Origin of the sequence: Nostoc sp. PA-18-2419 (genome assembly GCF_005869855.1) — a bacterium.
Classification (GTDB): domain Bacteria; phylum Cyanobacteriota; class Cyanobacteriia; order Cyanobacteriales; family Nostocaceae; genus Nostoc.
This window is the reverse complement of sequence record NZ_SZNH01000015.1, coordinates 61,906-87,724: the sequence shown is the minus strand read 5'-3', so window position 1 is coordinate 87,724 and position 25,819 is coordinate 61,906. Positions and strand designations below refer to the sequence as shown.

The following is a 25,819-nucleotide window of genomic DNA, read 5'->3' as shown; positions in this document are numbered from 1 at the left end:
GAAAAACTTAAGCCTTTGTGATAAATCAGATAATATTAGCTGCAAAGGTTTGAATTTTCAGTTTTAATTTTCATAGTCTCAAGCAGATGTAAGAAACAAGATCCCCTGCTTCTGGTAACAAGTCGGGGATCTACAACTTGCAATTTCACAAATCAAATCTGAATCTTAATTACCTAGAACTTTCCTGCTTGTACTGGCGTAATTGCTCTACTATATATACCTCTAACTCTTGCTTTTCTCTATTACTGGCATTTCGTTGATAAGTTCTTGCTGTTTCTTGAATAAACCTACGCTTCTCACTTTGAGAAGATTTGAGTTTACCTCCAGATCCTTTAAGTCCTTGCTGTAATTCTTCCCATGTTTTTTCGCCAACACTTTCACCTAGTTTAACCAGTGCCTTTGGTAGTAATATTTTTGCCTCTCTTTGAAAATCTTCTTCTGTATCTAGGGCAGCTAAATCTATATTGCTGAAGTCGATATTGATTTGAAATTTACTCATGGTATTTATTTATTCTCTGAATGATTTTTAGCACAATTAATTGTTGACTGATGATGGTTAACATCCATCACTAATATTTTTCCCAATTCAAATAAAATTGCTATAGTCCGATCGCTATCTTGAATTATCAAATATTTTTCTAATTCTTTAACTATTCAGACAGGTATATTCAAAAATTCTGAATTTTAACTAAAATGCTATCTTAAAAACAAGGTCATTTGCTCAAATATTAAGGAAAACGCTATGACTACAACGCTCATAGAGGCTAATTCTATCGAGTCATTGCTAGGTAAAGAGGCAGAAGACCTGCTTACCTACAAAGCAAAGGTTTCTAAGGATTTATTACATTTGCCAGGGCCAGATTTTGTAGAGCGAATCTGGATTAATAGCGATCGCAATCCTCAAGTATTGCGTAATCTTCAGTTACTCTATTCTACTGGTCGTTTGGCAAACACGGGCTATCTGTCTATTCTGCCAGTAGACCAAGGAATTGAACATTCGGCTGCTGCATCATTTGCGCCCAATCCAATTTACTTTGACGCCGAAAATATTGTCAAGTTAGCGATCGCCGCAGAATGTAATGCTGTTGCTACGACTTTGGGAGTATTGGGTATCGTATCACGAAAATATGCCCATAAGATTCCCTTTATTGTCAAAATCAATCACAATGAATTGCTGACTTTCCCCAATCAATTTGACCAGGTATTGTTTGCTGATGTCGAACAAGCTTGGAATTTAGGTGCGGCTGCCGTTGGTGCAACAATTTATTTCGGCTCAGACCACTCTACCAGGCAAATTCACGAAATCAGCCAAGCTTTTAAACGCGCCCATGAATTAGGGATGGCAACTATTCTCTGGTGCTATCTGCGGAATAACGCTTTTAAACAAGATAAAGATTACCACCTTGCAGCCGACCTCACCGGGCAAGCGAATCATTTAGGCGTAACCATTGAAGCCGACATCATTAAACAAAAGTTACCTGAAAATAACAATGGTTATGGAGCCGTTGTCAAAGCGACAGGTAAGAGTTACGGCAAAACCGACGAACGGGTTTACACAGAATTAACAACCGATCATCCAATTGATTTAACTCGTTACCAAGTACTCAATTGCTACTCTGGACGCGTCGGACTGATTAATTCCGGTGGCGCTACGGGCAAAAATGACTTCGCCGAAGCAGTTCGCACCGCCATCATTAACAAACGCGCTGGCGGTTCGGGATTAATTTCTGGACGCAAAACATTCCAGCGTCCCTTTGAAGAAGGTGTGAAACTATTTCGCGCCATTCAAGATGTTTATTTATCGCCAGATGTGACGATAGCTTAGGGGAGTGTGGGAGGATGGGAAGATGGCGAGATGGGCAAGAAATCTTTCCCCCACACTCCCCACACCCCCACACCCCCCACACCCCCCACACACTCCAATTTTCTACTTCAAACCCAGAATATTTAAGACTAAATACAAGCCTCCAGCGTATGTGGCAGAACCAAGGATTACGCAAACAGGCAGTGTTAGCACCCATGCTAGTAACAGATTTCTTAGGGTGTCCATTTGCAAACCAGAATGGTTCGCCGCCATTGTCCCTGCTATACCAGATGAGAGGACGTGAGTAGTGCTGACTGGTAGACCAAAGTAATCAGCAGCGCCAATAGTTGTCATAGCCACCAATTCGGCGGAAGCTCCTTGAGCATAGGTAAGGTGGTCTTTACCAATTTTTTCACCCACTGTCACCACGATACGCTTCCAACCAATCATTGTGCCCAGACCCAAGGCAATGGCAACAGCAAATTTCACCCAATTGGGAATAAACTTGGTTACTCGATCCAACTGTGTTTTATAAGTGGTAAGTACCTGTCTGGTTTGAGCGGTTAATTTTTCCTCCTTGTACAGTTTGGTAATTGTTCCAGCAACTAAATACATATCGGTTCTGAGTGAGCTTAGCTCATTCTTTGAAAGCTGCTGGAAATTAGTTTTATTAGCAAGCTTGTCTCCAATTGTCCGACTTTCGGCAGCAAGGGCTGCAAATGTTTTATCGTTAGCTTCACCAGTGGGCTTGAGAAAATTGGAAAGCTCGTCTGAAACATTTTGGCTATTTAACGATGTTCCAGACACTTGTTGTTGCAGCACTGTAATCGCAGAGTTTGAAGTAGCAGTTAACTGAGCGATCGCCGCAGCATCAGTATTGAGATTGAGTGCAAACATACCTGGTAAAATACCTACCAGAATCAGCATAATCAAACCCATACCTTTTTGCCCATCATTTGAACCGTGGGCAAAGCTGACACCAGTACATGTCAAAATTAATAAACCACGTATCCAAGCTGGCGGTGCTTTACCACCATCTGGCGCACGGTACAACTCTGGTCGTTTGATTAATATCTTTGTCAGTATTAACAGCAATGCAGCGCAAGTAAATCCAACAATCGGCGAAATTAACAGAGATGTAAAAACTTCCTGCACTTTTGACCAGTTAACGCCTTCACCAAATACATGACCCGAAGACAACACTGAGTTTGCTAAACCAACACCCATGATTGAGCCAATTAGTGTGTGTGAACTCGATGCAGGTAAGCCTAAATACCAAGTTCCCAAATTCCACATGATTGCGGAAATCAAAAGTGCAAACACCATTGCGAAACCTGCACTTGAGCCAACATTAATTACCAATTCTACGGGAAGCAAGGCAATAATCCCAAAAGCAACGGCTCCAGTTGATGTCAATACACCAATTAGGTTCCAACAGCCTGACCAAATGACGGCGACGTTGGGCTTGAGTGTGTTAGTGTAAATGACTGTAGCAACTGCATTGGCTGTATCATGAAAACCATTGACAAATTCAAAACTGAGTGCAAGACCCAGCGATAAACCTAGAAATAAGTATTCCATTTAGCACTTCCAGTAAAATACAAGAATGCAATTTGAGAAAAACAAGTTATATTCAAAAAACTTTGCACCTCACGCCCAGTAAGCTTTGAACTTCAGTCAAGACTCAAAACTGAAGTCCTTTCAAACTCACTGAAATATATATCCAGTCAGTTAAAACTAGCTTGCGCTTTCAGGCAAGGAATAAGTTTATTGGTAGACAAATAACTAGCAACGAGGTCTAAGTAAATAGACTCTGCGATCGCGTCTACCATATCGAGATGGGTATTGGTTACAATTGAAAATTAAGCTGATTAAGTTAAGAAATAAATAAGTAATGATAAACAATAGATTAAGCGGATCTAAATGCGATCGCTAAAATTGCATTCTCGAATAGAAGAGAATGAATGCACTAAAGGAATATTATCTGTATCAAAAACATTAATCCAATAAGTAGAGCTAAGTAGAAAATTCTAATTGATGTGCGCTGCCATCATCAACAAAGCTTTGTTCGTCAACACCGACTAATTCCACAATGATTTCACGCCTTGTAGGTGAAAACTCTCCTTCTCTTGTTGCAATTTCAACAATAGTTCGTTGCTTTTGTGAATTAACGCGATAAGTTGTTGTGCAAAAGGCTCCTGTTTTATATTCAAAAGTATGACCGTCATCTTCATAAAGGGTAAATTCACCTATACCCTGCCAAATCCTTAGCCTCATCTGGTCTATGGGGCGTTCATCTACATATTGCATGACTGGTATCATGGGAATAATAGAGCCAGCACGCACATATAATGGCATTTGCTCAAGTGGTGCGTGAGCAAGGATGTTGGTTGGCCCTGTAAAAGCTTCACCACTCCACCAGTCATACCACTGACCTTCAGGCAAATATACAGCACGATATTCAACACCGGGACGATAAATTGGTGCTGCTAGTAATGATGAACCCAACATTAGTTGGTCTGCGAGGGTGAAAGTCTTTGGGTCATTGGGAAAATGATAGAGCAGAGGACGCACAATTGGTGCGCCAGTGGTTGCGGCTTCCCAAAAAAGGGTGTAAATGTAGGGCAGTAGTTGGTAACGGAGTTGAATATACTCGCGGCAAATTTTTTCAACGCGATCGCCAAATGTCCAGGGTTCATGCTGTGCTGTAGTTAAGGCTGAGTGTCCCCGCATCAAAGGGTAAAGCATTCCTAGCTGCATCCAGCGAGCAAACAGTTCTGCTGTCGCATTCCCCGCAAATCCCCCAATATCTGCACCCACAAAGGCAATGCCCGACAACCCCAAATTACAGAGCATTGGTATAGACATTTCTAAGTATTGCCACAGAGATTGATTGTCTCCTGTCCATACTGCTGACCAACGCTGAACGCCAGCAAATCCGGAACGTGTCAACAAAAAAGAGCGCTCTGTGGGACGGTATCTTTCAAGTGCCTGATAAGATGCCTGTGCCATCATTAGCCCATACAGGTTATGGGTTTCAGCATGGGTGGTTTTTTCGTCAGTCGGCCCTTGTAGTGCATCCAGAGGAAAGACAATTTTGTCACCAGGGTCACCAAATGGGCGATCGTTTAGCGCAGGTTCATTCATGTCGTTCCAGATGCCAGCAATACCAATGTCAGTTAGGCTGCTTAGTAAACTTCCCCACCAATCTCGAACTTCTGGTTGTAGATAATCAGGAAATACAGCTTTGTCAGGCCAAACATAGCCGTGAAATAGCTGGCCATTGGTTTCACGGATAAAATAATCGTTCTTTAATCCCTCATCAAATACTTTGTAATCTGCTTCTGGTTCGTACTTCACTCCCGGATCGACAATTGTGACTAGTTTAAAGCCGTCTTGCTTGAGATTTTGGATTAGTTCTTCAGGGTTAGCAAATCGCTTATGATTCCAGGTAAAAACCCGGTAGCCGTTCATGTAGTCAATATCTAAATGAATCACATCACAGGGAATTTGCCGTTGACGAAATTCACGCGCCAGTTTGTGTACTATATCTTGTGATTCGTAACTCCAGCGACACTGGTGGTAACCTAATGACCATCTAGGTGGTAAGGGCATCCGTCCGGTTAGCTGGGTGTAAGTATGAAGAATTTTTGCAGGTTCAGGCCCATAAATAATGTAGTAATCAAGTTCACTTGCTTGAGTTTCCATCCGCCAGACTCCAGGCTGCTGTGCGCCCAGATCGAATCTGCTCCAAAAAGTAGTATTAAAAAAAAGTCCGTAGCCCAATCCCGGACGTAGGGCGATAAAAAAGGGAATCGACTGATACATATTATCTGTCAAGACCCCATAATCAAGCGCATCAGTTGTCCAATTGGTTCTCACTTTTGAGCGCTGATCGAGCAAACCAGTAGATTCGCCAAAACCATAGAAATGTTCCTCAGTTTCTATCCGTTTCCACCCAGCAATAGTACCAGTCCGCCACCCCATTCCTATGTCTGCATCTTCAGCAAAGGGCTGTCCGGCTGAGTCGAAGCACTGGATACGACAAGGGTCGCGCGAGACAACAATAGATATTTGTTCGGTTGTAATTTCTATAGTCTCTGCTTTTTCTTGTACCTCAAACGGTACTTTTGACCATTCTTCATCCGCCTGTGCCACTGCCCAGGAGCGCCTGGGTAAAAATTCTCCTGTTGGGGTCATCCGTACCCGAATTAAGTTTGGTGCTAAGACACTAATCTTCACACAGGGAATGCCGCATTTTAAGATAATATGCCGCTCATCTTGTTGTATTGCTTCTACTGCTCCCAGCATTGACCAAGACGGCTCAGTTGTGTGCAGTTGTCCAAAGTATTGCGGCATAATCCCTGATTAAAAGATAACTACTTTCCCCAATTGAGATTCACACAAACTACTGCTAAAAAGCTTGTATCTTTAGGCATAGCATAGACAAATTTCCGAACAATTTTTAAGTATTTATACTATGATTGAGATCGGAAATGCCAAGTAATCCAATAAGCAACTGCGATCGCATTTTACCTTCTTTCTTCAGTAACTAATGTCAGGCTAACCCATTCGCCTTTCTCGTTATAGCTACGAATCATCCGCTGGCGGAGGTTTGGTTGGATTAACCAACCCGCTTCCAAAAATAAAGGTTGACGTAATTGCACCTTTAGTGGTGAAACTATAGAACCGCCATCAGGTAGTAGTAATACTTGTATCTGCTTTTCGGGATTTTCATCAAACAGAACGATAGAACCTTTGATGCTACCAGTTGAGGTAATTGTGCGTTCTCCAAAAAAAGTACTTTGAATTAATCGCCCAGTATCATCTAATTGTAATTTTAGAGTTGTAGAGTAAGTATCAGGCGATCGCCAATCTGGATATATTGTCACTGCTTGGCCTTGCCATTCTCCTAACAAGTCATCTAACTGCAAAGGTGGGCGTTCTGCTGCTGGGGTTCCAGCTAGATGTTCTCTGATTAAAACTAATTTATTGAACTGACTGCTCTTATCAAACAGTTGCACAAAACGTAAGCGGCGATTTTCATGAACAAAAGCGAATTCTGCTCCAAATTCGGAAAATGGTCCGATCTGAATTACACCTTCAGAAAATGACCCATTTTCAAAAAACAGCAAACTCCGGCCTAAGGAACTATATTCTCTAACTAAATCATTTTTTTCCGAACGGGACAGAGTTAGCCGTACTGTCTCGTTATTGTTCAAACCTTCTAGGGAAAGACGGCTAGGAGTATCGTCTAGAAGTGTACCTTGGGGAGAAATACCAGCAAATGAACCTTCCCACACACCGAGATTTTGCAGAAAACATTCCCATTGTGATTTCATAGCGATTTTGTCCTTTGTGAGTATGTCAATTGGTTAGTCTTGTCAAGTTGATATATAGGTTTAATTTCAAATTCGTTGAATTTAAAACTTCAGTTGTTTTTTAAAAAAATTGAAAACTCCGAGTTCAGAAGTCGAAGTTTCCAGTTCAGAGGTCGAAGTTTCCAGTTCAGAGGTCGAAGTTCCGAGTTCAAAGGTCGAAGTTCCGAGTTCAGAGGTCGAAGTTCCGAGTTCAGAGGTCGAAGTTTCCAGTTCAGAGGTCGAAGTTCCGAGTTCAGAGGTCGAAGTTCCGAGTTCAGAAGCTCAAAAGAGTAGAAATTGTAATCTCATCCCAACTTATACCAATTCAAAATGACGCTCTCTACGAGATGCGCAAGGGACGCGGACACGGCTTACTGCGCTAACAAAGTTCACGCATTAAGAAAGCCAGACAGAACAAAGGTTTAGAAGTATGTATCTGTCGCATTCTTTTTTCAAATTGGTATCACCTAGACAAGACTAGGCTACTCAAAGGACAAACGACGAACGACAAATGACTATCCTTTGGCAAAACGTCTGACAGCAAATAAGCTACCTATTAATCCTACCGTGGCACCGAAGCTCAAGAGAATTACGGGCAATAATAAAATTTGGGCTGGAGTAAGTTGTACTCCGTTGGTGATAACTTGGATAAACTCAGGTTGATTAACTAGCAATTTACCGAGAAACTGTTGAATCACAGAAATAAAACTCCAAGCGATCGCACCACCAACTAAACCAAAAGTAATTCCTTGTAAAATGAATGGGAGGTAAATCCAAATAGAAGTTGCTCCCACTAGTTGCATAATCTCAATTTCCTGGCGTCGCGCCATGACAATTAAGCGAATTGTGGTGGTAGTCACGGCGATCGCTGTTACAGTCAAAATAATTGTAATTGTTAAACTAATCCAATTTAGACCTTGGTGTAACTGAGCAATCCGTTTGACTGCCTCATCAATATACTGCACCGTATCTACTCCCCGTAATTTAGCCAGCTGGGTTGCTAAAGTTGGTACTACTTGAGAATTACGCGCTTTCACCTTAATTTCATCAACCAAAGGATTCTCCCCTAGCTGTTGCGTAACACCCTGAATATCCGAAATTCTCATTTCTTTAACTAACTTACTCCAAGCTTCCTCCTTAGTAATTCTTTGTATCGCCGTTACCTCTGGCATTTTTGCTATCAGTGGCTCAATGCTTTGGGCTTGCATATCCGGTTCGAGATAAACTGATACTTCTAGCTGGCTACCGAACTGGTAGAGAAGTTTTTCGACTTGCCAAGAAGTTTGCAAACTCAAGCCAAATAAAAATAACAACACTGTCACAGTGCTGACAGCTGCCCAATTCATCCAACCTCCCCGCAGTAAACCAAGAAAAGTTTCTTTGAGCAGATAGTCAAGTTTGGTGAGAGATTTCAACACAAATCACCCTAGTCAAAAAGTTAGAAGTCAGAATTCATAATTGATAACTCACAATTCAGAATTCAGCACTCCCCACCCCCCTATCTCCCCTAATCCCCACTGGGCTTTGCCCCGCTTTGCCAACGTGGGGGCCCCAAGTTCCCCACCTCCCCATCTCCCCAGCTTGATAGAATTAGAGTAGTAGGAATTTTCACTATCTAGCCATCAAGACTCATGCCTTCTGAAATAGCTGTTGAGAAAAAAAAGTTAAAAAATCCGCCTTTGGAGCTTCATTATTTAGGCGATCGCGTGCTGCGTCAAGCTGCTAAGCGGATTTCTAAAGTTGATGACGAACTCCGCCGAATAGTGCGCGAAATGCTGCAAACGATGTACAGCAAAGATGGCATTGGTTTGGCTGCACCCCAAGTGGGAATTCACAAACAACTAATCGTCATTGACCTGGAACCAGAAAACGCAGCTAATCACCCTTTGGTGCTGATTAACCCCATAATTAAACAAGTCAGCCGCGACATCTCGGTTGCCCAAGAAGGATGTTTAAGCATTCCCAATGTATACCTAGATGTCAAGCGCCCTGAAGTCGTGGAAATTGCCTATAAAGACGAGTATGGTCGTCCCAAAATTTTAAAGGCTAATGACCTCTTAGGACGCTGCATTCAGCACGAAATGGATCACCTCAACGGCGTGGTATTTGTAGACCGTGTGGAAAACTCCTTGACTTTAGCTCAGGAGCTATCTAAAAATGGTTTCTCGTACCAAGCGGTGAAACCAGTAGCATAGGGGACTCAGTAGTGTATTTAACTCCAAAAAGCGGTTTGTTTCTGGGTGGTTGTTGTGTAAGTGCGATCGCAGCCGTAGGTTCGATTTTTGAACTCGGTTACGGACAACCAGATCTAGGTGTCACAACCACGGCAATTATCCTCGGATTGAGTATTCCACTCACAGGATTATTTTTCTTTGCCGCAGTGAGGGACGCAAGGGCTAACATGAAATAAGCATCAGGTACATAAAAAAGGTAAATGGATGAACTAAAAATACTAAATTCATCCTTTTACCTTTTATTTCTGTGATATATATTCTTCTCCCCGCTAAAGCTTAAAGCATCCTACGATTAACTTTCTAGCCTAGTTAAAATCGTTTTTTTGTAAGTGATATGATGTCCGGTAAATCACCCGTCATCTGTCCGAAGCAAGTCAAACGACGCAATCACAACGTTTTTGGTAATGCTACTTGATAAAAATTGTACATCGCGCTAGTCTTCATTGACGTAACTGCACGCTGTGACATCAGGCGATGACAAATCAATTCTCTGCAAAAATTCCCTCTTGCACTTGGAGTCGTCCCATTGGTTTAGGTTGGGACAAGCCCTATACTGTCCGCTACGCAAGTAATCTTGATGATGGCCCTTGGCATGGTATGCCATTAGGTGGCTTTGGCGCAGGTTGCATTGGTCGTTCTTCGCGGGGAGACTTTAATTTATGGCACATCGATGGTGGTGAGCATATCTTCAAAAACGCCCCCGCCTGTCAATTTAGTGTATTTGAGTCCTATGGTACATCTTCCCAAGCCTACGCTTTGTCTACCCAAGCACCTGAGGATGGTACTCTCAGCGCATGGCAATGGTATCCAGTAAGTAAGGACAGGGGAGAAGTTAATTCCATCAATCAACACCAAACTGGCGAATATCATGCTTTATATCCTCGTAGCTGGTTCGTGTATGAAAATGTTTTCCAAGCACAGTTGACTTGTGAACAATTTTCCCCTGTGTGGGCAGCCAATTACCAAGAAACTAGCTACCCTGTAGCGGTATTCGTTTGCAATGCTCACAACCCCACAAATGCACCTATTACTCTCAGCATCATGCTTACGTGGGAAAATATGGTGGGCTGGTTTACCAATGCTCTCAAATCTCCTCAAGTGCGGGTACGCGATGATGGTAGTCCAGTTTATGAATACCAACCACGCTGGCGTGAAAGTCAAGGAAACTATAATCAGCTTGTTGAAAATGCTGAACAATTTGGTTGTATTTTAAGTCGAGTTGCGAGTGAAAAATCTTTACAAGAAGGGGATGGAACTTGGTGTATTGCGACGTTAAAACATCCCCAAGCAGAAGTATTTTATCACACCCACTGGAATAGCGTTGGTACGGGTGAAGATGTGTGGCAAACCTTTGCCCAAGATGGTTCTTTACCTAATTATCAAAACACAACTCCAGCAACAGAAAATACACAACTAGGAGCTGCGATCGCCCTTCGTTTTACTCTCCAACCAGGCGAAACTCTAGAAATCCCCTTTGTCTTAGCTTGGGATTTGCCGATTACGGAATTTGCCGCCGGAATAAATTATTATCGCAGATATACAGACTTTTTTGGTAAAGATGGTAGTAATGCTTGGGCGATCGCATCCACTGCTTTAGAACAATATCAAACCTGGCGATCGCAAATTCAAAATTGGCAACAACCCATTCTCGAGGCTCAAGATTTACCTTCTTGGTTCAAAATGGCGTTATTTAATGAGCTTTACGACCTCACCAGTGGTGGTACTCTCTGGAGTTCGGCATCAAAACTTGACCCCATCGGTCAGTTTGCAGTGCTAGAGTGCTTAGATTACCGTTGGTATGAAAGTCTAGATGTGCGGTTGTATGGTTCTTTTGCTTTGCTGATGCTGTTTCCAGAATTGGAAAAGTCAGTGATACGGGCATTTGCACGGGCAATTCCTCAAGGTGATGAAACTCCCCGAATCATTGGCTATTACATGACAATCAAAGCCGAAAGTCCCCTTGCTGTCCGTAAAGCCGCTGGTGCAACACCCCACGATTTAGGCGCACCGAATGAACACGTTTGGGAAAAAACTAATTACACCAGCTATCAAGACTGCAATTTATGGAAAGATTTAAGTAGTGATTTTGTATTGCAGGTATACCGAGATTTTCTGCTTACGGGTGCTAAGGATGTCGAATTTTTAGCAGACTGCTGGAATGCGGTCGTTCAAACCCTTAACTACCTAAAAACTTTTGACTTAGATGGCGATGGGATTCCAGAAAATTCTGGTGCGCCTGACCAAACATTTGATGATTGGCGGTTACAAGGTGTCAGCGCCTATTGTGGAGGATTATGGTTAGCAGCACTAGAAGCTGCGATCGCCATCAGTAATATTTTGTTAGAAAAAAACCTTGGCGATCGCCAAGACTTAGCGCTTCAAAAATCCACCTATGAAGCTTGGTTAGAACAATCCCGCCCAATCTATGAAGAAAAACTCTGGAACGGACAATATTATCGACTTGATAGTGAAAGTGGTTCTGATGTGGTGATGGCAGATCAATTATGCGGACAGTTCTACGCCCGTTTGTTAGGATTACCTGATATTGTACCGAGCGATCGCGCCCTCTGTGCCCTGAAAACTGTTTATGATGCCTGCTTTTTAAAATTCTGCGATGGTCAGTTTGGTGCTGCTAATGGTGTTCGTCCTGACGGTTCTCCAGAAAATCCCCAAGCGACTCATCCCTTAGAAGTTTGGACAGGAATAAACTTTGGCTTGGCGGCTTTTCTTGTGCAGATGGGAATGAAAGATGAAGCATTAAAGTTAACGCAAGCTGTGGTGCAGCAAATTTACGACAATGGACTACAATTTCGCACACCTGAAGCTATCACCGCAGCTGGCACTTTTCGCGCTTGCACTTACCTGCGAGCAATGGCAATCTGGGGAATTTATTTAGTGTCTAATTTAGCAACTATACCCTATCCTCATTTAGGAAAATAACTGAATTTTAATTGTTATTCTCTCACGAGAGCGATGCAAGAGGGTTATGTTCCAGAATTTCCAGATTTATCACTGGAGTTTTCTGTGGTATTTCCTCTTATTCGTTAGTAGTAATATGGTTACCAAGAGTAGGCATTTGTTTAAGCGATCGCCTGAAATTAAGTGCTTAGTGCGATCGCTTGATAGCACGTCCTACATAGCAAGCTCCTAAAGCTACTCCAGAGGTAATTCAAGCCCTTAAGTCTATTGTCGTGGCGAAAATGAGATCAGAAAATCCAGGCTATAAGCCGTTGCCTATAGGCACGATGTCAACACTATAGGCAGACTAGGTACTTTATAATAATTTTTCTTACAGCTTAACTTGTTGTAAATGACTGCGAGGATTATACGTACGTATAGCCCGGATTTTTTCATAATATTCCCGCTCTTGTTGGCTGAGTTCTTTTGGTGGTACGATCGCCACCTTCACCAACTGATCCCCGCGCCCACCCTTGGCAAGAGGCCAGCCTTTGCCACGTAAACGCAGCGATTGTCCAGAACGCACCCCTGCTGGTAGCTTGACATTAACCATACCTTCAGGAGTAGGTACATCAATCGATGCTCCTAGCGTTGCTTCATCTGGGGTAATTGGCGCTTCACAAACCAGATTATCGCCTTCAAATTGGAAAAACGAGTGTGGTTGAAGTTCGACTTTTAAATATAAATCTCCCCGTTGTTGAGTCATGGGGTTGAATTGACCTTTACCCCGGACGCGTAGGCGAGTACCAGTTTTAGCCCCAGCTGGGATGCGAACATCAATTGTTTCATTACCTAAACTAAAGCGCTTTTGCACACCACCAAATGCTTCACCAAAAGTCAAAGTGATCGCAGCTTCACTATCCTGGACAGTACTAGCGCCTGGGTCTTGAAACCCAAAATCGTTAAAGCCCCCGCCAAAACCACTTGGCGCACCTGTGGAAGTGCGGTAAGAGTAACTTTGTCGCCCACCGCGAGGGCTACCACTACCACCAAAGCGTCCTAGCAACTCATTAATAAACTCATCAAAATTGCCGTATTGACTGAAGTCAAAACCGCCCATATCGACACCAGCGCCGCCAGATGGGAAACCTTGACCCGCTTGTTTCCAATATTGACCGAATTGGTCGTATTTTTTGCGTTTGTCGGGGTCTGAGACAACTTCGTAAGCTTCGTTAATTTCTTTGAAGCGTGCTTCTGCCTGCTTGTTGCCTGGATTAACATCAGGATGATATTTGCGGGCTAGTTTGCGAAAGGCTTGTTTAATTTCCTCTTGAGTGGCAGTCTTACTAACTCCCAAAATTGCGTAATAGTCTTTAAAGTCCGTTGCAGCCATCTACCAGCCTCCTATAAAAATTAGCCTTATGTTTTTTCAGATATACAGATGTGCCTGTTTGCCAGGTATAATGCCAAGCAAAATAATCTGATTTTAAATTAACAAAGAATATAGAAAATCAAGTGTGGTTCTTGCTCGCTGGACGATCGCAATTTCCGTACCCTCAAGTTTCTGGAAAATGCATCAGCTTGTCTAGTCCTTGTTCCAGGCTTGGGTGGGCATTCCTGAGTTAATGGTGTATCCGCAAGATGATTTTTTCTACCCACTTGACGTTCTCGCCTTTGATTGCGTGCCAAACACAACCAAACTGGTGTATTCACCCAAATTTCAGTCATGTTAGGTAAAACCCAAGTGAGGCGCTAAGAAAATAACCTAACGGCGATTGCGTCGCCGGACGTTGGTAGGATAGATTGCCGTATTTTTTATAGAAATAGCTTGTTGAAATTGCTGTTCCACTTGTCGCCAAATCAGCAACCACTATCCCTCAATAGCCATAGGAACCGAATAATTGTCCCCAAATGACATCCGTGGAAATCAGGTGTATCTGGGGACATTCTGCCAGTAATTGTTTTGCTATAGTTGACTTCCCACTAGCTGGAAAACCAATCAGTAACAAAAGTGAGGAGTGAGGAGTTAAAAGTCACAAGTCAGAAGTGAGGAGTCAGGAGTGTTAAGAATTTTATTCATAACTCCTAACTCTTAACTATTAAATGATTGTTCCATCAGGAATTACAGCATTTTTTAGCACGACAACGATACCACTACGGATGTAGAAACCTTGACTTTCACGGTCAGCTTCTTGAACGTTATCTTTATTGATAATTTTGACATCGTGACCGATACTGGCGTTTTTATCGATGATGGCACGCCGAATAATTGAGTCAGTACCAATACCTACAGGGATGTCACCTTTTTCAACGTTACATTGGCGTTCTACAGAAGCTTGATAAAAGTCTGCACCCATAAGCAAAGATTCTTCGATGATGCTGCCAGATTCAATGCGCGATCGCACTCCCAAAACTGAATGTTGAATGCGGCAATTTTTTAAAATGCAACCTTCACCAATAATTGATTCTGTGATTTGGCAATCTAATAGTTTACTTGGAGGCAAGTAACGAGCGCGGGTATAAATTGGTGCTTCTTCATCGTAGAAACTAAAGGGTGGCTGGGGCTGCTGAGTCAGGGCTAAATTGGCATGATAAAATGCATCAATTGTTCCAATATCTTCCCAGTAGTCATCAAAAAGGTAAGCTTGAACGTTGTAATCTTTAGAAGCATCAGGAATAATTTCTTTGCCGAAATCAGTCCTTTCTACACCCTCTCTTAACAACTTGAACAAAACCTCTTTTTTAAAGACATAAATCCCCATTGAGGCGATATAAGGCTGTTGCTGGGCTTGTTCTTTTGATAATCCCAGTACACTTGTATCAACTTGCATTTGGCGTAACGCTTCACCTTTGGGTTTTTCACTAAAATCGATTACCCTACCAGAATCGTCAATTTTCATCAAGCCAAAATCTGAGGCGCGGCGCTCATCGATGGGAATGACTGAGAGAGTGATATCAGCCCCCGTTTCTCTATGGCGGTTGATAAACTGGCGATAATCCATGCGGTAGAGATGATCGCCTGAGAGAATTAGATATTCTTCTACATCCCATTCTTCCATTAACCATAGGTACTGACGTACAGCATCGGCTGTACCTTGGAACCAATTAGGGTTTTCTGGTGTTTGTTGTGCGGCTAGCACTTCCACAAACCCTTCATTGAAGCCGGTAAAGTTATAGGTACGAGCGATGTGACGATTCAGAGAAGCTGAGTTGAATTGTGTCAGGACATAGATTTTGAATAATTCGGAATTTATGCAGTTACTAACAGGGATATCGATTAAACGGTATTTCCCTGCTACTGGTACTGCTGGTTTAGCACGAAGCTTGGTTAGTGGATAAAGACGCGTCCCCGCGCCACCACCAAGAATGATTGATAATACTTTTTTCACAAAATTTCTCCTGACTGCCTTTCAACTCTCATCTTAAGTTTAGGACTGTCTGCCACCACAGGTAAGGGGGATAATCTGATTCTTTGGGATGAATTTTACAGAATGCTGCTGGTGATCGATAGTGAGGCTGATAAGGAGAACATTTGTATTAATTGGTATGAGGAATGGGGAGGCGATCGCTAGACTGCTTTGACAAACTGTCAACTTTCAAAGATTATGACACTCAACCTAAAATTAATTGAACCTCTAGCGATCATTTCCCAACTTTTGCTTATATTTGCCTATTTACCTTTAGGAGAAAGATTCTCACGTTATATAGGGGTGCTATTAGTGTGTGTCTTTTGAACCTTTTTTCACGTTGTTAGCTTCTAATTCTCGGGGGCTTTGTTGCATGAAACAGAAAAAAGACACACCTTTCTCAAAAAAGTGGTAAATTAGTTTTCCGCTTTGTAACTATCCGGTTTGCCCAAGTGAATCATGCGGTTAAGAGCAGCACATTGCAGAAGTAACTCAACAGCTTGAGTGTTAAAAGCTCGTCGCCGTAAGCGACCCCCAAAGATAGTTTTGAGTCTAAACATAGCGGTTTCGGACAAAGAACATTGAGATTAACGTCACAGCTACCGAAATAAGTTCGGAAATTGAGGAGAAGGATGATGGCATAGAATACAAGGATGTACGAACAGATGCGATCGCTCGGATGCAACAAGCTCGTCAAATGATTCGTGCTTATACTATCTATGCTCTTAGTGCTTCTAAAGACTTTAATACTGCCGAGATTGAAGAGGTAAAACTTACATTTGGCATTAAGTTGGGTGGCAAAGCAGGTATTCCTTACATTACCGAAGGTTCAGCTGAAAGTAATCTGCAAATAGAGGTGAAGTGTAAGTTTACAGAAAAACAACAACCTAATTTACACTAACCGCAAAAAATTATCCCTACAATGTACGGTTAACCAATGTCTATTAAACACCTAACTTCGGTGTATTTATTCTCCTATTAACCAAATGCAATTGCTGCGATCGCTTCAAATACTTTACCCAAGGTTTCTCTGACAACTGGGAAATGGCGTTTGCTGACAGTGTTGCCGTAAAAATATTTTTGCCACTGATAACACCACTAACGCCTAGACTTTCTAAGACAGCAGTTGCAGCAGAGTTTAAAGTTGGTTCAGTATGGATAAAAACCCCCAAACTAGTTTCTTGTGGATCTTGAACATCATTCAATGCTGTAGCAAGGGCAGCATCTAGTTTTTGATAATTCATTGGCAATTCCTTAGTAAACAAGGTAAGCAATTTTCGCCTACCCTAAATTATCAAATTTATGGGTTTTTATCGCCTACCCTTGTACAGAAATAATATCTACCTTTTTCAGCCTAATTACAGATTTAGAGTATTAATCAGTCCATAACCCCATTTGTCATCAAATGTGCCTGCGGGTTTTCTGGGAATCGCACTATTTTTACGTAGCAAATCTTTCAAAGTAGCTGGATCAAGTTGAGGATTGCGTTGTAACAATAGTGCTACTAACCCAGTCACGAAAGGTGTTGCCATACTCGTACCAGCCATTGCCACAAATTTAGAATTAATCATTGATGAACGAGCAGAATTGGCATCAGCAGAAAGTGTGGAAACAATCATCGCTCCTGGTGCAGCTATATCGGGCTTTTGGGCATCATTGCGTAGAGGCCCTTCACTACTGAATTCGGAAATAGTATCCAAATCTAAGCCGATTTCTCGCACTTGGTTATCAATATCTGTATATTTAGCTTTTGTAGTGTAAGCCGCAACTGTAACGGCACTGCTAGCGGCTCCCGGCGAACCAATTTTTAGCGCATCCTTGATGCTTTTTCCTGTAAAAAACACTGATGACATATCATCTAATGTCCACACATCCACACGTGTGTCAGTTGCAGAAGCATTGCGTAAGCGCAGTTGCCAAATACCTCCCATTACTTGGGAAGGGCCATTACCACGTATTTGTACAAAGAAGTTATGGTCGCCGTTAATTTGATCCGGGCCTGGTGTGACGATTTGTACCTGTGCATCCGGTAACTGGTAATCTTGTGTAGGATTGCCATCAGTAATGATTTTTTGGAAGGGAGTGACAAAACCGTTGGGACTCCGTAGCGACACTTCTAACTCACTGTCTTTGAAATACCAACCGTTTAGCCAAACTATGCCTAATTGATTCAGAGGAACATTAAAGCGCATCCCACGAGTGCGTCCACTGGGTATTGTTGCTTGACCATGAATATTGATGCTTCCTTCGTTACCCGCAGCACAGCAAACAATTCTTCCAGGGCCGGTTTCGGCATCAATAACTTTTGATAAAGAATCGCTACCGTCATGAGCATCAGCGTGTCCACCCAAACTCAGATTTACTACTGCTGGGCGTCCCAATTCCTTAGCAACTCGAAAAATGTAACGAACGCCATCGGCAATGTGGGCATCTTGCATGTCTGACCTGACGACAACTAATTCCGCCTCTGGTGCCACGCCGCTATAGGTAGCATCAGCACCAGCGGCAATTCCAGCAACGTGGGTACCATGACCGTCAGTATCCTGAGAAATTGTCAGTTGTGCTGCGGTAAATTCAGCCCCATAGGGGCCTTCTGTTACTCCTGGACCTGGCAGGGTTTGATCCCAAATGTGTAAAATCCGTCCAGCAAAAGCCGGGTGTTTCGGGTCAATGCCACTATCTATAATGCCAACAATTACACCCTTGCCAGTCAGTCCACTCTGATTTTTAAACTCTGGTAGTTTGACTTTTTCCGGTGCAACATCCATCCGCAAATACAATTTACGTGATGGTTTAATTCGTTGGATTGCATCTTCTTCAGATAAAATATCTAAAGCATCTATTGGTAAAAAAGCTGTGCGGACACTACCTGAATCTTGATTAACTTCAATATTATATTGTAATAGATGACTCAAGTCTGCATTGGGGTCACAGTAGATAAAAACGACGCTCTTAGTCGGCTTAACAGTGCTTTTGTGGGCAATAATACCAAGCGATCGCCTATGTGTGACTAAAGCTTCTTCTCCTTCGTTTTGATAATCCTCAAATGCTAAAAGTAATCCCGGAGAAAGTTTTTCGTACCTCATTTTGGCCTCAAATTTAATTTTTTGGGAACGAAGAGTCAAAAGTCAAGATATTTTGAATCTTAACTTCCTTTTTTAGGACTTCGATTGAATGCAACTGGATATAACTCATAATCTATAAAATTAATCCAGTAATTGTCTGAGTGATTACGGACAAAGTTAATTGAAAAATTATTAATATTTATTATTTATATCAATACAATTAATCAATTTGGGAATAATTTTTGACCAAAAAATCATAGATACTGATAATATTCACTTATCAAACACATAAAAATTGTAAATAAAAAAATAACGAATAATTTTTTCATAGCCAATGCCCCATGCCGAATTTTCTATCATAAGTAAGAGTCATAAAGAAGCTAATATTTGCAACGATCGCTTCTGAAGCCACTGAGAGTTATTCATGCAAATTCAAACACCAGACTGGGTGAAGCACGCTGTTTTCTACCAAATCTTTCCAGACCGCTTTGCTAGAAGCAAAAAGCCACGTAAACGCCTGTTACATGAAGCCCGTTGGGAAGATTGGGACGCTATGCCAACACTGCAAGGGTATAAAGGCGGTGACTTATGGGGTATTGTGGAGGATTTAGACTACATCAAGGATCTGGGGATAAATGCGATTTATTTCACACCGATTTTTCAATCCGCCAGCAACCACCGCTATCATACCCACGATTATTACCAAGTTGACCCAATGCTGGGGGGTAACGAGGCTTTTAAGGAACTGCTCGACGCAGCCCATCAACGGAATATTAAAGTTGTTCTAGATGGGGTATTCAACCATTCTAGCCGGGGCTTTTTCTTTTTCCATGACGTTCTAGAGAATGGCCCCTATTCTCCTTGGGTAAATTGGTTCAAAGTAGAAGGCTGGCCTGTTTCAGCATACAATGGGGAATTTCCTGCTAACTACGTGGGTTGGGCGGGAAATCGCGCCTTGCCAGAATTTAACCACGATAACCCAGAAGTGCGGGAATACATTATGGAAATTGCCGAACATTGGATTAAATTCGGCATTGATGGTTGGCGATTGGATGTACCATTTGAAATAAGAACTCCTGGTTTTTGGCAAGAATTTCGCGATCGCGTTAAGGCAATCAATCCCGAAGCTTACATTGTCGGCGAAGTCTGGGGAGATTCCCGCCAGTGGTTGGATGGAACGCAATTTGACGGGGTGATGAATTATCTGTTTGCTGGGCCGACAATTGCCTTTGCAGCTGGCGATCGCGTAGTCTTAGAACAAGTGCAAAGCCGCGACTATAAACCTTATCCACCCTTATTCGCTGCTGAGTACGGCACTAAAATTCAAGAATTACTCGAACTTTATCCTTGGGAAATTCAGCTGACTCAACTTAATTTGTTGGCAAGTCACGATACAGCCCGATTAATGACCATTGCGGGTGGTGATGTGCCTAGTGTAGAATTATCAACTCTACTATTACTCACCTTTCCTGGTGCTTCCAGCATCTACTATGGTGATGAAGTTGGCTTACCTGGCGGCATAGACCCAGACTCACGTCGTAGTTTTCCTTTACAGACCAACTGGAATCAAGAAATTTTCAATACTCATCAGCAATTAATTGCCCTCCGCCACACTTACCCAGCATTGCGTACAGGTGATTACCAAGTCCTCTATGCTCAAGGACAACTTTACATTTTCGCGCGAACTTTGGAGCAAGAAGAATTGATAATTGGCGTCAACGCTGGGACAAGTTCGGCGACAGCAAATGTAGATATCGCTAGTTTACATACTCAACCCAACAAGCTCTTATATGGTAGTGCTGAAGTTGAGTGGAATACTGAAGGAGAAACTCCCCAGTTGTCGTTAACTATTCCCGAACGAAGTGGTTGCATTTTGGGGCTAGGGAGTAGGGAGTAACGATATGAGGAGATGGGGAAGATGGGGCACCCTGTGGGGATAAGGGGAGATGGGGAGAAAAGTTTTTTCCTCTGCCCTCTGCCCCCTGCCTCTTTCTATTCCCCATGCCCTTACTTCCCTGCTACCATTGCAGGCATTAACACTGCATCAATAATATGGATGACGCCATTGTCGGCCAAAATGTCTGTTTTAATGACATTGGCGCCATTCACCTGGATTTTGCCATCGACAGATTCAATAGCTAGAATTGACCCTTCAAGCGTCTCTGCTTCATTAATCTGTACCAAGTCATCAGACCTAACATCTCCACTGGCAACATGATACGCCACAATTTTCTTGAGCTTGGGAATGTCTTGTAGTAACGAATCTAAAGTTCCCTCTGGCAAATTAGCAAAAGCTTCGTCAGTAGGTGCAAAAAGTGTCCAAGAACCAGGACTTTTGAGAACTTCTATGAAGTCTACAGCTTTAACAGCCTTTATCAGTGTATCGAAATTTCCTGCTGCGATCGCAGTTTCCACAAGGTCAGCCATGAGGGTGCATTACATAATACTATAAGTTACTTATAAAGTGACTAAAATACTCTTAGCCTCTATCAACAGAAAGGTTGCTGGCAATTGAATAGACACTAGCAGAGTGATTTAGTGCTGTTACACTGGATAATGACCCCAAGAACCACTGATTATGCTAAAGCGTTCTAAGTTCGAGACAACTCAGTCTCAGATTATGCATCGTGCTGAGGATTTGATTAGTGCAGCCTCAAATCGTTACCGCATTACGGTTCAAGTGGCGAATCGTGCCAAGCGTCGGCGTTATGAAGACTTTGAAAGTAACGAAGATGCAATGATGAAGCCAGTGTTAAGGGCAATTATCGAGATGTCCGATGAATTGACTCAGCCAGAAATTATTGGCGAACTCTAAAAATAGTCATGAGTGCTGAGTGATGAGTGCTGAGTTAAAAGTTAAGAGTTCTAAATTCTCAGTTGTGAATTCTGAATCAGGCAAATTCATATTTGCACTCAGCAACACCCAAAATCTTGTTCTATGAAAAACAGCAAATTTCGCTTGAAATCAGTTCTTTCTCAACTCAAAACTCAGTACTCAGCAGTAGTGTTTGTCTTAATTGTGGGTTCAATTGTTTTGGCAGGGTTATCTGCTATCCAACCCGGGACGGCACAGATAATTGCTCCTACTGATGTTTGGCAGGTAGTCTACCAAAAATTGCCAGATTTTCCCCGCGAAAATAAGTATATCAGCAAAGAAAATGGCAAAGTTGCCGAAAATAATACCCTAGCAAATCGCTTGATTCGATATCACATTTATACCAAGGGGCGTGCCCCAAATTATCGCTTGGATTGGAAATTAACTTTAGCTGATTACCTGGGTGCAAACGAAATTATCTACGATACTAGCTATCCAGGAAATGATGCATTACGAAAAAATCCTTTGGAAGGCGATCGCGCTGCCATTGCTCATCTGACTCGCAGCCAGCGCAATACCTTAGTGCAAGTTTTAGTCAATATATTTAATCCTACTTCCCAAACTACATCAGCCCCTCGCTCCAACACCACAGCCAGTCCTGTTAGACCGACAACCCCACAGCCACCCCAAGGTGGAGGTGCAGAATTACTGAAATAATAGGATTTTAAGTTGTAAATTAATAAGTTCTAACCTCTTGTACAGACGCGATTAATTGCGTCTCTAGATTATGGAACGCGTTGTCAAAAGTGGAGTTGGTTGGCGGATTGGCTGGAACCCCGATGCACCTGAATTTAAAGGTTTAATAGGTACAGATGACTGGGCAATTGAGTTAACCGAAACTGAGTTGAATGATTTTTGCCGTCTGCTGGCACAGCTAGCAGACACCATGAAACAACTCGCAACAGAATTAATGGAAGAGGAAAAAATTGCCTGTGAAGCTGAAAGCGATTTATTATGGATGGAAGTAGAAGGCTATCCCCAAGACTATAGTTTGCGTTTCATCTTAAATACGGGGCGATGTGGAGAAGGTAAATGGAATGCTTCTGTTGTTGCAGATTTACTACAAGCCACTGGGATGCTCAAAGTTTTTTAAATCTCAAATCTAGATTTTTGCTTGTTTTCATGCTATAGTAGCAAAAGTCAATAAATAGATTCTTAGATTTATAATTGCTAAAATCCAAAATCTAAAATCTAAAATTGAGTATTCGGGGCGTAGCGCAGCTTGGTAGCGCGCCACTTTGGGGTAGTGGAGGTCGTGGGTTCGAATCCCGCCGCTCCGATTGATAATAAAGGATATCTGCTAGTCTTTTGAAAAGGTTGGCAGATTTTTTAATTAGGATATTTCTTGGTAGTCTCATATCGTGTCCAGTTGAATACTTATGATATCTGTGAGGGTTGGGAATGGGTAATGGGTAATGGGTAATGGGGAACAAAAACATAACTGCTCACCTCTTGGCAATTACCAATTACCTTTTATCCCAAATGTCCCGATAGCGGGGGTAAACAAAGGCAATCGGTTAACAGTAAATGCTAAAAATGGGCAAAGTGGACGCTGCCAAGTGAATTTTCCTAATTACTTTGCGCGTTTACGATCTAACTTCATTTGTTACCACTATGACTTCAGATACCAAGCCCATTTTTGATACCTTAGCTGACCAAGGGTCTACCATCGATTGGAATTGGCTGCTGACCGAAATCCTGACCGCTTTCGACTGCTCTACGGGCACAATCCATACCCTGGAGCAAGATAGCCAGTTATTGCACCTAAAGGCTCACCAGGACATTCCGGAATTCCTGTTACCTAAAATGACAGTAATTCCCATTGGTAAAGGGATGGCCGGTGTCGCTGCCGAACGCAAGCAACCCGTACAGATTTGTAACCTGCAAACTGACGAATCTGGGGTGGCTAGACCTTCGGCAAAAGAAACTAAGGTGAAAGGCTCGATCGCAGTGCCATTTATGCTGAATGGCAGATTGCATGGCATCTTAGGCATTGCCAAGCTGGTTCCTTACGAATTTACTCCGCAAGAAGAAGAAACACTGATGCAGATTGGAGAGGCAATTAGCCGGAAAATCGTCGGTTAATACGAGTAGCTAAACGAGTAGTCTGGCTTATTTGTTAGGTCAGGCGTCCTTTGTTTGCGATCGCCTCTGTTGATATTTCCAGATTGTGTTTTTAAATGTCCCTTTAATTCCTAAGGAAACATCAAATCAACAATCAGATAAATTTTAGACTAGAGCTGCAAAAAAGGCTAAAAATAAAATTCTGTTCGTGCGAACACTCTGCTAAAAATTGCTATGCGACTTATACTTAAACGCTTAAGCAGCCGTAAAATCTCCTCAGTGGCTATGCTTTTGCTTGTTATATGCTTTACTCTAGTAAGCGTGCATTCATGTAGGCAAACAAATATGATATCAGCACCTAATTTGTTGACCGATCCATTTTTGCAACTGCCAACTGAAAATTCAGTGCGAGTAGTTTGGTTTACCGAGTTTGCTGGTACTCAACACATAGTCTCCTACGGTGAAAATCTCAAACAAACCGCTAAGGCAAATACAATTAAACTCAGTCGCACACGTGAAGACCAGAAATCAAGAGTTGCAAATCAAACCCAAGACAGCCAAGTTTATCAAAAACCTGTCCAGCGTGACATTTGGCGACATGAAGCTGAGGTAACTGGATTAACTCCTGGTGTGCGGATAAATTATCGCGTTGCAAGTATGCGAGAAGATGGCGAAACTGCTAGCAGTGATGTTTTTAGCCTTGCAGCTACGCCAAAACCTGGTACACCATTAAAAATTCTGCTAACCTCAGATCATCAACTAAAGCCGATGACATCTGCAAATCTGCAAAAGGTAGTAGAAACAGTTGGACGAGTTGATGGGGTATGGTTTGCTGGTGATTTGGTCAATGTTAGCGATCGCGCCTCGGAATGGTTTGATGATAATAGTGGTGGTGCGTTGTTTCCCGGTTTACAAGGTCGTGCTAAATATCAAATGAGTCACGACGGTGTTAAGACAATCTACACTGGTGGGCAAATAATTCAACATGCACCCATATTTACTTGCATTGGTAATCATGAAGTGATGGGGCGATATGCCAGAACTGGAAGTTTAGATGATGAATTTGATGATACTATTCCTCATGTAGTTGCCGAAAAATTTTATCCAGAAAAATCTCTGAGAGATAATTCTTTTAATACTGTTACCTATGAAGAAATTTTTACTCTACCAACAAGTCAAAACGGGGGAAAAAGATATTATGCAGTTAGCTTTGGTGATGTACGCCTCATAGTACTATACATTACGAATATGTGGCGGACTCCCAAGTTAGATACACAGGCAAAAGGCAGATATCAAGAACCAGAAAAAGATTTGAATAACCCAGAAAATTGGGGTTATGGACAGGTTATTTATGAGCCAATCGCTAAAGGTAGCAAACAGTATAATTGGTTAAAAGCAGAACTCAACAGTCCGGAGTTTAAACAAGCAAAACACAAAGTTGTGATGTTTCATCATCCACCACATACTCTGGGTGATAATATAGTTCCTGCTTATACAGATTCAATACAAATAATTGAACGCGATAATAATATTAAAGCAGTGCGTTACGAATATCCGAAAAACGCAGATTATATTATCCGCGATGTTGTGCCTTTACTAGAAGCAGCTAATGTGCAATTGGTATTTTACGGACATTCCCATTTATGGAATCGCTTTGTTAGTCACACTGGAATGCACTTTTTAGAAACATCTAATGTTGGTAATACTTATGGTGCTGCTTGGGGTAACAGAAAGCGAGAAGTACCAATTGGCTATCAAGAGGATTATGTTCAGCTTGGTGATCCTAATGGTTTAGAACCGATACAGCCAACAATTGCCCCTTTGTTAGATAAAGATGGTAAAGCAATCCCTTATATTGCTAGTAATGAGATTACAGTTTTTAGTATCTTTGATACAGGGACAGGTACGATTAGTAGTTATCGTTTTGATACTCGCAAGCCGAATTCAGAAGTAGTCAAGTTTGACGAATTTAAGTTGAAATAAGTCATTGGTCATTAGTTATTTGTCCTTTGTTAAAAACCAATGGCCAATGACAATCAAATAAAGTAAGTTATAGCAGGAGGTAGGAGATAGAAGGCAGTTCTTGCTGGAGGTAGAACTATTATTATTCCT

General features: G+C 42.1%; 22 protein-coding genes, 1 tRNA gene and 2 pseudogenes. 13 read left to right on the top strand and 12 right to left on the bottom strand.

The annotated features are described in order from the left end of the window. Positions 1-169: 169 nt before the first annotated feature. Positions 170-499 (bottom strand): hypothetical protein, encoded by a 330-nt coding sequence (locus FCR06_RS16995; RefSeq protein ID WP_138501724.1) that lies wholly within the window; start codon positions 497-499, stop codon positions 170-172. A 243-nt stretch (positions 500-742) separates the two neighbouring features. Here FCR06_RS16995 and FCR06_RS16990 point away from each other — a divergent pair, with 243 nt between their 5' ends. Next, complete coding sequence (locus FCR06_RS16990) at positions 743-1,825, top strand: class I fructose-bisphosphate aldolase (protein ID WP_138501722.1); 1,083 nt, start codon at positions 743-745, stop codon at positions 1,823-1,825. 102 nt (positions 1,826-1,927) lie between these two features. Here FCR06_RS16990 and FCR06_RS16985 read toward each other — a convergent pair whose 3' ends face one another. From FCR06_RS16985 to FCR06_RS16975, 3 genes are all read right to left on the bottom strand, one after another. Further along, complete coding sequence (locus FCR06_RS16985) at positions 1,928-3,385, bottom strand: inorganic phosphate transporter (RefSeq protein ID WP_138501720.1); 1,458 nt, start codon at positions 3,383-3,385, stop codon at positions 1,928-1,930. Positions 3,386-3,820: 435 nt separating this feature from the next. After that, on the bottom strand, positions 3,821-6,163 hold the full coding sequence (locus tag FCR06_RS16980) for a glycoside hydrolase family 31 protein (protein WP_138501718.1): 2,343 nt from the start codon (positions 6,161-6,163) through the stop codon (positions 3,821-3,823). A 173-nt stretch (positions 6,164-6,336) separates the two neighbouring features. Then, positions 6,337-7,146 carry a DUF3598 family protein gene (locus FCR06_RS16975; protein WP_138501716.1) on the bottom strand — a complete coding sequence of 270 codons (810 nt, stop codon included), beginning with the start codon at positions 7,144-7,146 and terminating at the stop codon, positions 6,337-6,339. Between the two features lie 109 nt (positions 7,147-7,255). Here FCR06_RS16975 and FCR06_RS16970 point away from each other — a divergent pair, with 109 nt between their 5' ends. Next, entirely contained in the window at positions 7,256-7,498 is a 243-nt protein-coding gene (locus FCR06_RS16970) for a hypothetical protein (RefSeq protein ID WP_189523461.1), read from the top strand. Between the two features lie 181 nt (positions 7,499-7,679). On the opposite strand, the gene FCR06_RS16965 is transcribed toward FCR06_RS16970, so the two are convergent. Then, positions 7,680-8,582, bottom strand: a complete 903-nt coding sequence (locus FCR06_RS16965) for a cell division protein FtsX (RefSeq protein WP_138501714.1) — start codon at positions 8,580-8,582, stop codon at positions 7,680-7,682. Between the two features lie 213 nt (positions 8,583-8,795). Here FCR06_RS16965 and def point away from each other — a divergent pair, with 213 nt between their 5' ends. The 3 genes from def to FCR06_RS16950 all read left to right on the top strand — a co-directional run bounded on the left by def (position 8,796) and on the right by FCR06_RS16950 (position 12,338). Continuing rightward, positions 8,796-9,359, top strand: coding sequence for a peptide deformylase (gene def / locus FCR06_RS16960; RefSeq protein WP_138501712.1), 564 nt, complete (start codon positions 8,796-8,798; stop codon positions 9,357-9,359). Between the two features lie 11 nt (positions 9,360-9,370). Then, on the top strand, positions 9,371-9,574 hold the full coding sequence (locus FCR06_RS16955; protein ID WP_138501710.1) for a hypothetical protein: 204 nt from the start codon (positions 9,371-9,373) through the stop codon (positions 9,572-9,574). 298 nt (positions 9,575-9,872) lie between these two features. After that, entirely contained in the window at positions 9,873-12,338 is a 2,466-nt protein-coding gene (locus FCR06_RS16950; RefSeq protein ID WP_138501708.1) for a GH116 family glycosyl hydrolase, read from the top strand. Between the two features lie 349 nt (positions 12,339-12,687). Here the strand turns inward: FCR06_RS16950 and FCR06_RS16945 are convergent, their stop codons facing one another. From FCR06_RS16945 to FCR06_RS32725, 4 genes and pseudogenes are all read right to left on the bottom strand, one after another. Beyond that, the gene (locus FCR06_RS16945) at positions 12,688-13,689 is read right to left on the bottom strand and encodes a DnaJ C-terminal domain-containing protein (RefSeq protein WP_138501705.1); all 1,002 of its coding nucleotides are present in this window, start codon (positions 13,687-13,689) and stop codon (positions 12,688-12,690) included. A 163-nt stretch (positions 13,690-13,852) separates the two neighbouring features. After that, positions 13,853-14,305: pseudogene (locus FCR06_RS16940) on the bottom strand (AAA family ATPase). Positions 14,306-14,395: 90 nt separating this feature from the next. Next, on the bottom strand, positions 14,396-15,685 hold the full coding sequence (locus tag FCR06_RS16935) for a glucose-1-phosphate adenylyltransferase (RefSeq protein ID WP_138501702.1): 1,290 nt from the start codon (positions 15,683-15,685) through the stop codon (positions 14,396-14,398). Positions 15,686-16,119: 434 nt separating this feature from the next. After that, positions 16,120-16,281 (bottom strand): annotated as a pseudogene (locus tag FCR06_RS32725) (IS5/IS1182 family transposase); the annotation flags it as partial. Positions 16,282-16,283: 2 nt separating this feature from the next. On the opposite strand from FCR06_RS32725, the gene FCR06_RS16930 reads away from it, so the two are divergent. After that, positions 16,284-16,604, top strand: coding sequence for a CU044_2847 family protein (locus FCR06_RS16930; protein WP_138501700.1), 321 nt, complete (start codon positions 16,284-16,286; stop codon positions 16,602-16,604). Between the two features lie 43 nt (positions 16,605-16,647). Here FCR06_RS16930 and FCR06_RS16925 read toward each other — a convergent pair whose 3' ends face one another. Together FCR06_RS16925 and FCR06_RS16920 are read right to left on the bottom strand one after the other, a co-directional pair. Next, positions 16,648-16,947, bottom strand: coding sequence for a hypothetical protein (locus tag FCR06_RS16925; RefSeq protein ID WP_138501698.1), 300 nt, complete (start codon positions 16,945-16,947; stop codon positions 16,648-16,650). 114 nt (positions 16,948-17,061) lie between these two features. Then, complete coding sequence (locus FCR06_RS16920) at positions 17,062-18,789, bottom strand: S8 family peptidase (RefSeq protein ID WP_138501696.1); 1,728 nt, start codon at positions 18,787-18,789, stop codon at positions 17,062-17,064. A gap of 403 nt (positions 18,790-19,192) precedes the next feature. Here FCR06_RS16920 and FCR06_RS16915 point away from each other — a divergent pair, with 403 nt between their 5' ends. Further along, on the top strand, positions 19,193-20,665 hold the full coding sequence (locus FCR06_RS16915; protein WP_138501694.1) for a glycoside hydrolase family 13 protein: 1,473 nt from the start codon (positions 19,193-19,195) through the stop codon (positions 20,663-20,665). A 110-nt stretch (positions 20,666-20,775) separates the two neighbouring features. On the opposite strand, the gene FCR06_RS16910 is transcribed toward FCR06_RS16915, so the two are convergent. Continuing rightward, on the bottom strand, positions 20,776-21,195 hold the full coding sequence (locus tag FCR06_RS16910; RefSeq protein ID WP_138501692.1) for a fasciclin domain-containing protein: 420 nt from the start codon (positions 21,193-21,195) through the stop codon (positions 20,776-20,778). A 151-nt stretch (positions 21,196-21,346) separates the two neighbouring features. Between FCR06_RS16910 and FCR06_RS16905 the strand changes: the two genes are divergently transcribed. The 6 genes from FCR06_RS16905 to FCR06_RS16880 all read left to right on the top strand — a co-directional run bounded on the left by FCR06_RS16905 (position 21,347) and on the right by FCR06_RS16880 (position 25,690). Then, positions 21,347-21,583 (top strand): DNA-directed RNA polymerase subunit omega, encoded by a 237-nt coding sequence (locus FCR06_RS16905; protein WP_094351515.1) that lies wholly within the window; start codon positions 21,347-21,349, stop codon positions 21,581-21,583. Positions 21,584-21,706: 123 nt separating this feature from the next. Further along, positions 21,707-22,300: a hypothetical protein gene (locus FCR06_RS16900; RefSeq protein WP_138501690.1), complete on the top strand. Its 594-nt coding sequence runs from the start codon at positions 21,707-21,709 to the stop codon at positions 22,298-22,300. A 70-nt stretch (positions 22,301-22,370) separates the two neighbouring features. Beyond that, entirely contained in the window at positions 22,371-22,736 is a 366-nt protein-coding gene (locus FCR06_RS16895; RefSeq protein WP_138501687.1) for a DUF1818 family protein, read from the top strand. Between the two features lie 113 nt (positions 22,737-22,849). Beyond that, positions 22,850-22,923 (top strand) — tRNA-Pro (locus FCR06_RS16890). A gap of 334 nt (positions 22,924-23,257) precedes the next feature. Then, a complete protein-coding gene (locus FCR06_RS16885; RefSeq protein WP_138501686.1) occupies positions 23,258-23,728 on the top strand; it encodes a GAF domain-containing protein in 471 nt (156 codons plus the stop codon). 324 nt (positions 23,729-24,052) lie between these two features. Beyond that, entirely contained in the window at positions 24,053-25,690 is a 1,638-nt protein-coding gene (locus tag FCR06_RS16880) for a purple acid phosphatase family protein (RefSeq protein WP_223280171.1), read from the top strand. The last annotated feature ends 129 nt before the right edge of the window (positions 25,691-25,819 follow it).

What these genes read in the sequence shown, in the direction of transcription:
- FCR06_RS16980 (WP_138501718.1), bottom strand. Translation starts at nt 6,163, where the DNA reads ATGCCGCAATACTTTGGACAACTGCACACAACTGAGCCGTCTTGGTCA.
- FCR06_RS16920 (WP_138501696.1), bottom strand. Translation starts at nt 18,789, where the DNA reads ATGAGGTACGAAAAACTTTCTCCGGGATTACTTTTAGCATTTGAGGAT.
- FCR06_RS16945 (WP_138501705.1), bottom strand. Translation starts at nt 13,689, where the DNA reads ATGGCTGCAACGGACTTTAAAGACTATTACGCAATTTTGGGAGTTAGT.
- FCR06_RS16905 (WP_094351515.1), top strand. Translation starts at nt 21,347, where the DNA reads ATGCTAAAGCGTTCTAAGTTCGAGACAACTCAGTCTCAGATTATGCAT.
- FCR06_RS16990 (WP_138501722.1), top strand. Translation starts at nt 743, where the DNA reads ATGACTACAACGCTCATAGAGGCTAATTCTATCGAGTCATTGCTAGGT.
- FCR06_RS16885 (WP_138501686.1), top strand. Translation starts at nt 23,258, where the DNA reads ATGACTTCAGATACCAAGCCCATTTTTGATACCTTAGCTGACCAAGGG.
- FCR06_RS16910 (WP_138501692.1), bottom strand. Translation starts at nt 21,195, where the DNA reads ATGGCTGACCTTGTGGAAACTGCGATCGCAGCAGGAAATTTCGATACA.
- FCR06_RS16915 (WP_138501694.1), top strand. Translation starts at nt 19,193, where the DNA reads ATGCAAATTCAAACACCAGACTGGGTGAAGCACGCTGTTTTCTACCAA.
- FCR06_RS16995 (WP_138501724.1), bottom strand. Translation starts at nt 499, where the DNA reads ATGAGTAAATTTCAAATCAATATCGACTTCAGCAATATAGATTTAGCT.
- FCR06_RS16900 (WP_138501690.1), top strand. Translation starts at nt 21,707, where the DNA reads ATGAAAAACAGCAAATTTCGCTTGAAATCAGTTCTTTCTCAACTCAAA.
- FCR06_RS16975 (WP_138501716.1), bottom strand. Translation starts at nt 7,146, where the DNA reads ATGAAATCACAATGGGAATGTTTTCTGCAAAATCTCGGTGTGTGGGAA.
- FCR06_RS16895 (WP_138501687.1), top strand. Translation starts at nt 22,371, where the DNA reads ATGGAACGCGTTGTCAAAAGTGGAGTTGGTTGGCGGATTGGCTGGAAC.
- FCR06_RS16985 (WP_138501720.1), bottom strand. Translation starts at nt 3,385, where the DNA reads ATGGAATACTTATTTCTAGGTTTATCGCTGGGTCTTGCACTCAGTTTT.
- def (WP_138501712.1), top strand. Translation starts at nt 8,796, where the DNA reads ATGCCTTCTGAAATAGCTGTTGAGAAAAAAAAGTTAAAAAATCCGCCT.
- FCR06_RS16950 (WP_138501708.1), top strand. Translation starts at nt 9,873, where the DNA reads ATGACAAATCAATTCTCTGCAAAAATTCCCTCTTGCACTTGGAGTCGT.
- FCR06_RS16925 (WP_138501698.1), bottom strand. Translation starts at nt 16,947, where the DNA reads ATGAATTATCAAAAACTAGATGCTGCCCTTGCTACAGCATTGAATGAT.
- FCR06_RS16880 (WP_223280171.1), top strand. Translation starts at nt 24,053, where the DNA reads ATGATATCAGCACCTAATTTGTTGACCGATCCATTTTTGCAACTGCCA.